Annotated in this window: 8 protein-coding genes; 5 read left to right on the forward strand and 3 right to left on the reverse strand. The window is 70.9% G+C overall.

Features of this window, described 5'->3' with window-relative positions; genetic code table 11:
- Positions 1–249 (reverse strand): MFS transporter (locus tag AOK11_RS26790; protein ID WP_157869452.1); only part of this gene is annotated, 249 nt, incomplete at its 3' end.
- Between the two features lie 180 nt (positions 250–429).
- Positions 430–1,437 carry a LacI family DNA-binding transcriptional regulator gene (locus tag AOK11_RS26795; RefSeq protein ID WP_055596298.1) on the reverse strand — a complete coding sequence of 336 codons (1,008 nt, stop codon included), beginning with the start codon at positions 1,435–1,437 and terminating at the stop codon, positions 430–432.
- A 440-nt stretch (positions 1,438–1,877) separates the two neighbouring features.
- Between AOK11_RS26795 and AOK11_RS26800 the strand changes: the two genes are divergently transcribed.
- The 5 genes from AOK11_RS26800 (at position 1,878) to AOK11_RS26820 (ending at position 9,522) form a co-directional block, all read left to right on the forward strand.
- Positions 1,878–2,804: a carbohydrate ABC transporter permease gene (locus tag AOK11_RS26800; protein ID WP_055596292.1), complete on the forward strand. Its 927-nt coding sequence runs from the start codon at positions 1,878–1,880 to the stop codon at positions 2,802–2,804.
- A 7-nt stretch (positions 2,805–2,811) separates the two neighbouring features.
- Complete coding sequence (locus AOK11_RS26805; protein WP_055596293.1) at positions 2,812–3,762, forward strand: carbohydrate ABC transporter permease; 951 nt, start codon at positions 2,812–2,814, stop codon at positions 3,760–3,762.
- An 80-nt stretch (positions 3,763–3,842) separates the two neighbouring features.
- On the forward strand, positions 3,843–5,186 hold the full coding sequence (locus AOK11_RS26810) for an ABC transporter substrate-binding protein (RefSeq protein WP_055596294.1): 1,344 nt from the start codon (positions 3,843–3,845) through the stop codon (positions 5,184–5,186).
- Positions 5,187–5,245: 59 nt separating this feature from the next.
- Positions 5,246–7,288, forward strand: a complete 2,043-nt coding sequence (locus tag AOK11_RS26815) for a beta-galactosidase (RefSeq protein ID WP_055596295.1) — start codon at positions 5,246–5,248, stop codon at positions 7,286–7,288.
- Positions 7,289–7,464: 176 nt separating this feature from the next.
- The gene (locus AOK11_RS26820) at positions 7,465–9,522 is read left to right on the forward strand and encodes an RICIN domain-containing protein (protein WP_055596296.1); all 2,058 of its coding nucleotides are present in this window, start codon (positions 7,465–7,467) and stop codon (positions 9,520–9,522) included.
- Between the two features lie 79 nt (positions 9,523–9,601).
- Here AOK11_RS26820 and AOK11_RS26825 read toward each other — a convergent pair whose 3' ends face one another.
- The gene (locus tag AOK11_RS26825; protein WP_055596297.1) at positions 9,602–10,906 is read right to left on the reverse strand and encodes a vWA domain-containing protein; all 1,305 of its coding nucleotides are present in this window, start codon (positions 10,904–10,906) and stop codon (positions 9,602–9,604) included.
- Positions 10,907–10,955: the final 49 nt, after the last annotated feature.

The following is a 10,955-nucleotide window of genomic DNA, read 5'->3' on the forward strand; positions in this document are numbered from 1 at the left end:
CCTGGGGACGCAGCCGCACAGGACGGACGAGACCACGAACACCAGCGTTCCGGCCAGGACCACGCGTCGCGGCCCGTACAGGTCGGCGAGCCGTCCTCCCAGGGCGAAGAAGGCCGCCGGCGCCAGCAGGCAGGCGTTGACCGTCCACTGCATGCCGGGGATCGAAAGACCCGGTTCGTGGACGATGTCGGGGGCCGCGATGGCGACGATGGTCCGGTCGATGAAGGTCATCGAGACGGCGAACAGCATCGCCGCCAGTACCAGTAGACCCGCGCGGGGCGCGCCCTCCTGGTGTCGATCTGCGGAGGGCTGGACCTGCCGGCCGGCATGACGGACTCCCTCCCACGACGGATCACGGCGCTGGCGATCAACGAGTCTCGCACATCAACACACCTATGGAAAGGGTGAGTTGAGCCGGGCCGGGCCGCCTCAGCCGCCCGTCCGCGCCTGAGTCGCCGGCGGCGGTGCCGTACTGGCGCGCGGTACCAGGCGGGTCGGGACGAGGGTGGTCCCCCGCTCGGGGCCGTCATGACGCATCTTGCTCAGGACGGCCGCCACACAGCGCCGCCCCACCTCGGCGAAGTCCTGGTGGACGGTGGTCAGCGGGGGCAGGAAGGAGGACGCCTCGGGGATGTCGTCGAAGCCGATGACGCTGACGTCCTCGGGGACGCGCCGGCCGCGTTCGTGGAAGGCACGCAGCAGGCCGAGGGCCATCTGGTCGTTGGCCGCGAAGACGGCGGTGCACTCGTCGAGGGCGGCGAGTTCGAGGCCCGCGCGGTAGCCGGACTCCGCGGACCAGTCACCGCGGACGAGTTCCGGCGGGACGCGTCCGGCGTCGGTGAGGGCGGCACGCCAGGCGTCGGTGCGACGCTGGGCGGCGAAGGAGCCCTCGGGCCCCGCCAGGTGCCACACCGTGCGGTGGCCGAGGCCGAGCAGGTGGCGCACGGCGGTACGGGTGCCGCCGGCCTGGTCGGTGTCGACGACCGTGTAGTGCTCGCCGGCGTCGGAGTCGACGACCACGACCTGGACGTGCGGGGGCAGTTGGATCGTCGCAGCGTCCAGCAGATGGACCTCCATGATGACGATCACCGCATCGACGGCGAGCTCCTCCAGGCGGGAGAACGCGCCGCGCACCTCGTCCTGGGTCGGTATCGCGACCGGGAGGAGAGTCACCGCGTAGCCCTCGTGCGCCGCGGAGGTGGCGATCGCCTCGAGGGTGCGCACGTTTCCGGTCGTGGCCAGCGAGAAGGTGATGACGCCGATGGTGCGGAACTCGCCGCGTTTGAGCGCGCGGGCCGCGCTGTTGGGACGGTAGCCGAGCTCCTGCATCGCGGCCAGCACCTGCCGGCGGGTCTCCTCGTTCACCCCGGCGTAGCCGTTGGAGACGCGGGAGACGGTCTGGGAGGAGACGCCGGCGAGGCGGGCCACGTCCGCCATGGAGGCCCTGGCGCGGCGGCCGCCCCTCGGACGGGGGCTCGGCGCGGCGCCGTCGGCCGGTTCCTGGCCGGCCGGGTCCGTGCCCACCGGGCCCACGCCTGCCGAACCCACGCCTGTGGGGTCCGGGTCGGCCGGGTCCTCCCCGGCCGCGGCCGTCCCGGTGACGGGCCCCCGCCCCGGCGCGCTGTCCACCGTCTCCACTCGCTTCCGGCCGCCTTCCCGTCGCCACTTGCCGCGTCAGGGTTTCCCTGAGGACCCTTGACCGTCGTCTTCGGGGCAGTGTAGACATGCCGCCACCAGATGTTTACGTAAACATACCACCCGCCGCACTTCTGCGGCGTTCGATGTTTGCGTAAACATCGGCTGCAGGGGGCATGGCTCCCGGCCCCGGGGAGGGCGCCGTGACCACCCGGCCCGAACGTGGACGAGCGAGGAACGACATGACGACGCTGCACCCGCCGGCGACCGCCGAGCCGCGGCCGGCACCACCTCCGGTGGGACGGGACCGCCGGTCCTGGACGGGGTGGGGGTTCATCGGTCCCTTCGTGGCCGTGTTCGCCCTGGTCTTCCTGGCCCCGATCGTGTATTCGGTCTACCTCAGCCTCTTCCGGGACCAGCTCATCGGCGGCACCGGTTTCGTCGGGTTCGACAACTACCGGCAGGCCCTGCAGGACGAACGGTTCTGGGCCGCGCTCGGCCGGGTCTCGCTCTTCCTATGCGTGCAGGTGCCGATCATGCTCGGCATCGCCCTGCTGGTGGCACTGGCGCTGGACAGCGGACGGCTCTACGGCAAGAGCTTCTTCCGCATCTCGATCTTCCTGCCGTACGCGGTGCCCGCCGTTGTCGCCACTCTCATGTGGGGCTTCATGTACGGCACCCGCTTCGGCCTGGTCGGCGACGTCAACGAGGCCTTCGGGCTGTCGCTGCCCGACCCGCTCTCCCCCGGCCTGGTGCTGGCCTCGATCGGCAACATCGTCACCTGGGAGTTCGTCGGCTACAACATGCTGATCTTCTACGCGGCGCTGCGGGTGATCCCGCACTCCCTCTACGAGGCGGCCGAGATCGACGGCGCCGGGCAGATCCGCGTCATCACCGCCATCAAGCTGCCCGCGATCCGCGGTGCCCTGGTCATCGCGACGATCTTCTCCATCATCGGCAGCTTCCAGCTCTTCAACGAGCCCAGCGTCCTGCAGAAGCTGGCGCCCAACGCCATCACCACGGACTACACGCCGAACTACTACACGTACTCGCTGTCCTTCTCCGGCCAGCAGCACAACTACTCCGCGACGGTCGCCATCGTCATGGGGCTGATCACCATGGTCATCGCCTATGTCGTCCAGCTGCGCGGCATGCGCAAGGGAGTGTGAAGCAGCGATGACCAGTACCGTCTCCCCCGCCTCCGCGAGCCGGACCGGCTCCGCGTCCGACGCCTCCGGTTCCGTCCCCAGGCTGCGTACGCGCCAGCGCGGCTCCACTCCCGGGCGGCCGCGCCGCAGTGTGCTGCTGACCGTGCTCACCGGCCTGGTGCTGCTGTACAGCCTGGTGCCGCTGGTGTGGCTGGTCATCAGTGCCACCAAGACTCAGGAAGGGCTGTCCCGTTCGTTCGGCCTCTGGTTCGACGGCGACTTCGCCCTCTGGGACAACATCGTCGATACGTTCACCTACAACGAGGGTGTCTTCACCCGCTGGCTGCTGAACACCGTGCTGTACGTGGGCCTCGGCGCGGGAGGCGCGACCCTCCTCGCCGTGCTGGGCGGTTACGCCCTGGCCAAGTTCGAGTTCCCCGGACGCCGGGCGGTCTTCGCCGTCGTCATCGGCGCCGTGGCCGTGCCGGGGACGGCGCTGGCGGTGCCGACCTTCCTGATGTTCAGCACCATGGGGCTGACCAACACCCCGTGGGCGGTGATCATCCCGTCGCTGATCTCGCCGTTCGGCCTGTATCTGATGTGGGTGTTCGCCAGTGAGGCCGTCCCGAACGAACTCCTCGAGGCGGCCCGGATCGACGGCGCGGGCGAGCTGCGCACCTTCTTCCTGGTGGTGCTGCCACTGCTGGCGCCGGGCATCGTCACCGTCTCGCTGTTCACCATGGTCGCGACCTGGAACAACTACTTCCTCCCGCTGATCATGCTCAAGGACCCCGACTGGTACCCCCTCACCCTGGGGCTGCACAGCTGGAACGACCAGGCCGCGACCGCCGGCGGGCAGCCCGTGTTCCACCTGGTCATCACCGGCTCGCTGATCACCATCGTCCCGCTGATCGCCGCGTTCCTGCTGCTGCAGAAGTACTGGCAGTCGGGGCTCTCCGCCGGAAGCGTCAAGGAATAGCACCGCCCCTCTTCCCCCTCCCGCACATCACCCTGTCCCGGCCTCGGAATCCCGGCCCACGAAGAAGTGGAAGCACGCCCATGCACAAGCAGTCCCGCCGCCTCCTGCGCGGCATCGGCATCGTCTGCGCCCTGGCCCTGGGCGCCACCGCCTGCGGCGGTTCCGACGACGGGGGCGCCGCCCCGAAGGCGGTCTCCGAGTCGGACGTCGAGGCGGCCCTGGAGAAGGGCGGCACCGTCACCGTCTGGGCGTGGGAACCCACGCTCGAGCAGGTGGCGGCCGACTTCGAGAAGGAGCACCCCGGAGTCGAGGTGAACCTCGTCAACGCGGGCACCGGCAACGAGCAGTACAAGGCGCTGCAGAACGCCATCTCCGCGAAGAAGGGCGTCCCCGACGTCGCCCAGGTCGAGTACTACGCCATGGGCCAGTACGCGCTGACCGAGGGGCTCACCGACCTCAGCGGCTTCGGCGCCGACAAGCTCGCCGGCCAGTACTCCCCCGGCCCCTGGAACGGTGTGAAGGCCGGCGGCGAGGGGATCTACGGCCTGCCGATGGACTCCGGCCCGATGGCGCTGTTCTACAACAAGAAGGTCTTCGACAAGCACGGGATCGACGTGCCCACCACGTGGGACGAGTACGTGGACGCGGCCCGCGCCCTGCGCAAGGCCGACCCGAAGGCGTACATCACCAACGACGCGGGTGACGCGGGCTTCACCACCAGCATGCTGTGGCAGGCCGGTTCGCGCCCCTACGAGGTGAACGGCACCGGGGTGAAGATCGGGTTCGGTGACAAGGGGGCCAAGGACTTCACCGGAACCTGGCAGAAGCTGCTCGACGAGAAGCTTGTCGCCCCGGTCACCAGTTGGTCCGACGAGTGGTACAAGGGCCTCGGCGACGGCACCATCGCCACCCTGGCCATCGGTGCCTGGATGCCGGCCAACCTCGCCTCCGGGGTGAAGGAGGCCGCCGGTGACTGGCGCGTCGCCCCGCTGCCGCAGTGGACGGCGGGCGCCGACGCCGGCGCGGAGAACGGCGGCAGCGCCCTCACTCTGCCCGAGCTCGGCAAGAACGAGGCGCTCGCCTACGCGTTCGCGGAGTACGCCAACGCCGGCGACGGTGTCGAGACCCGCGTGAAGGGCGGCGCCTTCCCGGCGACCACGGCTCAGCTCGACTCCGAGGAGTTCCAGAACACCGAGTTCCCGTACTTCGGCGGGCAGCAGGCCAACAAGGTGTTCGCCGAGTCGGCCGCGAACGTCGCCGACGACTGGGCGTACCTGCCGTACCAGGTGTACGCCAACTCGATCTTCAACGACACCGTCGGCAAGGCCTACGTCTCCGGCACCACGCTGGCGGACGGCCTGAAGGCCTGGCAGGACGCGTCGGTGCAGTACGGCAACGAGCAGGGCTTCACCGTAGAGAAGTAGCACACCGGGGCGGCACGCACGTCGTACCGCCCCGGTGCGAGACACCCGGAAGGACCGCCATGATCTCCACCCTCCTGTCCCGTACCAGCGGGGCGGACGGTGACCGTGCCCCCCGCCTCCTGTACGGCGCCGACTACAACCCCGAGCAGTGGTCCCGCAGCGTCTGGAAGGAGGACGTCCGGCTGATGCGGGAGGCCGGTGTGAACGTCGTGTCCGTGGGGATCTTCTCCTGGGCGCGGCTGCAACCGGCGGAGAACACCTGGGACTTCGGCTGGCTCGACGAGGTGCTGGACCTGCTGCACGCGGGCGGCATCGGTGTCGACCTGGCGACCGCCACCGCCTCCCCGCCGCCCTGGCTGACGACGGCTCACCCGGAGATCCTGCCGGTCACCGCGGACGGCACCATCCTGTGGCCGGGGGCGCGCCAGCACTGGCGTCCCACCTCCCCGGTGTTCCGCGCCCACGCGCTGCGCCTGGTACGGGAGCTGGCGACCCGCTACGCGGGTCACCCGGCCCTGGTCGCCTGGCACGTCAACAACGAGCTGGGCTGCCACAACGTCTACGACTTCTCCGACGACGCGGCACGTGCGTTCCAGAACTGGCTGCGAGTCCGGTACACCACCCTGGATGCGCTCAACTCCGCCTGGGGCACCGCCTTCTGGTCCCAGCGCTACACCGGCTGGGAGCAGATACTGCCGCCCCGGCAGGCCGCGTCCCACCCCAACCCCACCCAGCAGCTGGACTTCAAGCGCTTCTCGTCGGACGCGCTCAAGGAGCATCTGCGGGCCGAGCGGGACATCCTGCGGGAGATCACCCCGGACGTCCCCGTCACCACCAACTTCATGGTGATGGGCAACACCAAGGGGATGAACTACCCCGACTGGGCGCAGGAGATCGACTTCGTCTCCAACGACCACTACGTCCATCCTGGGCCGCAGGCCCGCGACGAGCTGTCCTTCTCCGCGAACCTCACCAGCGGCATCTCCGGCGGCCGGCCCTGGTTCCTGATGGAGCACTCCACCAGTGCCGTCAACTGGCAGCCCGTCAACGTGGCGAAGCGTCCGGGCGACCTGGCCCGTGACTCGCTGCTGCACGTGGCGCACGGGGCCGACGCGGTGTGCTACTTCCAGTGGCGTCAGTCGGCGGCCGGTGCCGAGAAGTACCACTCGGCGATGGTTCCGCACGCCGGCGCGGACAGCGACCTGTTCCGCGCGGTGACCGCACTCGGTGCCACCCTCAAGGCACTCGCGCCGGTCGCGGGCAGCGAACGGGAGGCCGCCCGGGTCGGCATCCTCTACGACTGGGAGTCGTGGTGGGCGAGCGAGCAGGACTCCCATCCCTCCTCGCTGCTCGACTACCGGCAGGAGGCGCTCGACTGGTACTCGGCGCTGCTGGCCCTCGGGGTCCGCGCCGACCTCGTCACCACCCGTGCCGATCTGCACCGCCACCAGGTCCTCGTCGCGCCGGTGCTGCACATGGTCCCCGCCGACCTGGCCAAGACGCTCACCCGGTACACCGAGCAGGGCGGCCACCTGATCACCACGTACTTCTCGGGTGTCGTCGACGAGCACGACCACGTCTGGCTCGGCGGCTATCCGGGAGCGCTGCGCGAGCTGCTCGGCATCCGCATCGAAGAGTTCGGTCCGCTGCTCGACGGTGACACGGTGGAGCTCGACGACGCGACGACGGGCAGTCTGTGGACCGACCGGATCACCGTCGCGCCGGGGACGGACGTCCTGGCCCGCTACCGCACCGGCGTACACGCCGGCCGGGCTGCCGTCACCCGGAAGGCCACGGGCACCGGTTCGGGCGCCTACGTCTCCACCCGGCTCGGTGTCGCAGGGCTCACCTCGCTGCTGCCCCGGCTGCTCGCACCGGCCGGCGTGGAGAGCGAACTGCCCACCGAGGTCCGCGGGCTGATCGAGACGACGGTACGCAGCGGTCCCGGCGGCCGGTTCCTGTTCCTGGTGAACCGGACCGACACGGCAGTCCCCGTGCACGGCCTCGACGGGGAGGTACTGCTCGGCACCACGGAGGGGGACGGCGGTGCGCTGGTCCTCGGACCGCGTGCCGTCGCCGTACTGCGGCAGCCGGCCGGCTGAGACGCGGCGACCGCCTCGACTCCCGGACCCGGCAGGGGCGGGGCGGGAGCACCTGTTCCACCTCCCCGGCACGGCACGGTCGTTCCAGGAGGCCGCCTTCTCCTCCGGCCGCGCGCACCGCGCGGCCGGAGGGTTCCACCAGAGCGCGACCACACCTCAATGTTGGGAGCACACCGATGGCACACCGCACCGGCAGAGGACGGCGCCTGACAGCCGCCGGCCTCACCGCCCTGGCCACCGGGGCCGCCCTGGTCCCCGCCCCGGCGTCCACCGCTCGGGCGGAGACCTCCGTCCCCTCCGTTCCCTCCGTCACCGTCCGGCCCGATCCGTCCTATCAGCAGGAGGAGTTCGAGGGCTGGGGCACCAGTCTGGCCTGGTTCGCCAACGCCACGGGCGACTACCCGCCGGAGATACGCGAAAAGCTCGCCGAACTCCTCTTCGGCGACGAGGGCCTCGCCCTGAACATCGCCCGCTACAACGTGGGTGGTGGCAACGCCCCCGACGTCAAGGACTATCTGCGTGCCGGCGGCGCCGTCGAGGGCTGGTGGAAGACGCCGGCGGGCACCACCCGAGAGGACACCGGCTGGTGGGACGCCGACGACCCGGCGGACTGGAACCCCGACGCCGATGCCACCCAGCGCTGGTGGGTGGACCGCATCAAGAAGGACATCACCCACTGGGAGACCTTCAGCAACTCCCCGCCCTGGTTCATGACCGTCAGCGGTTACGTCTCCGGCGGGTTCGACGCCTCCGGGGACCAGCTCAAGGCCGAGTCGGTCGACGACTTCGCCGCCTATCTGGCGGGCGCGACCAAGCGGCTGGAGAAGGCGCACCGCATCGAGGTCGACACCGTCGACCCGTTCAACGAGCCGAACACCACCTACTGGAGCACCCGTCTCGGCCCGGACGGCGAGCCCGTCGGCGGCCGGCAGGAAGGCGCCCATATCGGCCCCGAGCTCCAGGAGAAGGTGCTCCACGCCCTGGCGCCGGCGCTGAGGAAGGCGAGGACCGGGGCCAAAATCTCCGCCATGGACGAGACCAACCCGTCCACGTTCGCCCGGAACTGGAACACCTACTCCCCCGCGGCCCGCGACCTCGTGGACCAGATGAACGTCCACACCTACGGAACCGGGCAGCGCACCACCGTCCGCGACCTCTCCAAGGCGGCGGACAAGCGGCTGTGGATGAGCGAGGTCGAGGGCGACTGGGGCGACGGACAGAGCTTCACCGACATGCGTCCCGGTCTCGGTCTCGCCCAGCGCATCGTGGACGATCTGCGCGAACTCGAACCGCGTGCATGGGTGTTCTGGCAACCCGTCGAGGACCACGACAACATGAGGCCCGGCGGGGAGTCCGCGAAGGGCGGCAACTGGGGCGAGATCCAGCTGCCGTTCAGCTGCACGGCGGCCGACACCCTCGAGTCCTGCCCCGTTCACACGAACACCAAGTTCGACACCGCCCGCAACTTCACCCATTTCATCAGGCCCGGCGACCGGCTGATCCAGGTGAACGACACCTCCAGCGCGGCGGCGGTGACGAAGAACGGCAAGGGCGCCTCGGTCGTCCACGTCAACAGCACCACCGGGGCCCGCGACGTCACCGTGGACCTCTCGAAGTTCCGCACCGTCAGCCGGAACGCGACCGTCACGCCCGTCGTGACCAGTGCGGACGGCAAGTTGGAGCGGCACAGGGCCATCAGGGCCGGCGACCGCACGGCCACCTTCACGGTGCCCGCCCAGTCGGTGACGTCCTTCGTCGTCAAAGGTGTCTCCGGCGTCGCCGCCGACGCCCCGCTGCTGCGCAAGGGCCACACCTACACCCTGACCGGTGCGCAGAGCGGCAAGGCCGTCACCGTCGGCGGCGACGGCAGCGGCCTCGTCATCGGTACCGGCGACGGCTCGGCGGCCCAGCGGTGGCGGCTGAGCACGGTGCGTCCCGGTGACGGAGTGCGGCAGCGCTACGAGTTCACCAGTACGCAGGACGGTGAGCGCAGGCGTCTGACCGTGCGTGACGACGTCCCGGTCGCCGCGCCCGACACCGGCAAACGGGACAGGGCCGCCGAGTGGATCGTGTCGGGCACCGGCGACGGCGCCTGGACGCTGATCAACGCGGCCACCGGGCGCCTCCTGGAGGTCGGCGGCCAGGCCACCCACGAGGGCGCCGCGGTGACGACCTGGGAGCCCAACTCCGGTGCCAACCAGCGGTGGACAGTCACGGACGTGACCGGGACCTGACGCCCTCCGGGTCCCGGTCCCCCAGGTCGGTGGGCCGGGGCCCGGGGCCCGGCACCGTGCAGCCGGCGCCGCGCTCGGTTCACCGGCTGCCGGGGCCCTCGGTGATGGTCACCGCCCGGGCCCAGCCCGGCGGTGCGTCCGGTCGGTACTCAGGGTCGTTCTCGTCGTGCGAGGAGCCGGCCGTGCGGCGGGGGAACAAGCCGACCACCGTCCGGCACGGGGGCCGCCGGTCCGGCCAGGGTGTCTGACCGTCGGTCAGCACCACGAGGGCGTCCGGCCGGGGACGCGACCCGAGGGCCGTGGCGAAACCCGTGCGCAGATCCGTTCCGCCGCCACCCACCAGCGGTATCCCCTCGGCACGGCACAGGGACCGCACAGCCGTGGCCGCGGCGTCGCACGACACCACCGAGACCATGTCGCGGCGGCCGCCCACCGCCCGGGAGATCGCCGCTACCTCCCGGAGCGCGCTGCCCAGTTCGGCGTCGCTGACCGAGCCGGAGGTGTCGATGACCACCGCGACGCGGGGCGGCGTGCGCCGCAGGCTCGGCAGCACGACGCCGGGCAGACCGGCCGAGCGTCGTGCGGGACGGCCGTAGGAGTAGTCGTCGCCCGCGCCGGGGCCGGAGACCGCCGCGCGCAGTGCCGCACCGAGCAGTTCCCGCCAGGGCTGCGGGGGCTGGAACGCCTCCTCGGCCCACCGCTGCCAGCTCTTGGAGACGTCTCCCGGCCGGGCGTTGATGCCCTGCGCGACCCGGAACCGGACCGCGTCGCGTTCCTGCTCGCTGAGGCCGTGCGCGCCGTCCGGCCCGAGGTCCCACTCCCGGTCCAGTCCGTCGGCGCCACTGCCGCAGTCCAGCCAGGCCATGCCCTGGGTGTACGGTCCGAGCCGGAACCGGCCCAGGTAGTCCTCCATCAGCTCTCCGGCCGAAAGCCTCAGGCTGCTCGGCGTGATCGCGCCCTTGGGCCGGACCAGGCCGTCGCCGAACACGTCGTCGTTGATCTCGCAGTCCGCCGCGATGTTCATCCTCAGCCGTTCCGCCGGGCCGGTGAGGTGGTGCGCCCGTGCATACCGGTCGGAGCGCCCGTGGTGGTCGCGCAGCAGATGCGACACCTCGTGCACCCAGACACCGGCGAGTTCCTCCTCGGGGGTGCGGTCCACGAAGTTCGGCGACACGTAGCACCGCCAGTGCCGGTCGACGGCCATCGTGGGCACCCGCGCCGACGCGACGGGGTGCAGGGCGAACAGGGCCGTCGCCAGGTAGGGCCGGGCGCGGGCGGCGTGCAGACGGGCGGCGAGGAGTTTGTCGACGTCGAGGGCGGGGGCGGACGGTGGCGTCGTGGGGTGGGTGTACCTGCTGCCGGTGCGCGTGGCGTGGATGTCCATGGTGTCACTGGCCGTGGTGCCACTGCCCGTGGCGTGGATGCGTGTGGTC

It is taken from the genome of Streptomyces hirsutus, from assembly GCF_001418415.1.
Lineage (GTDB): Bacteria > Actinomycetota > Actinomycetes > Streptomycetales > Streptomycetaceae > Streptomyces > Streptomyces hirsutus.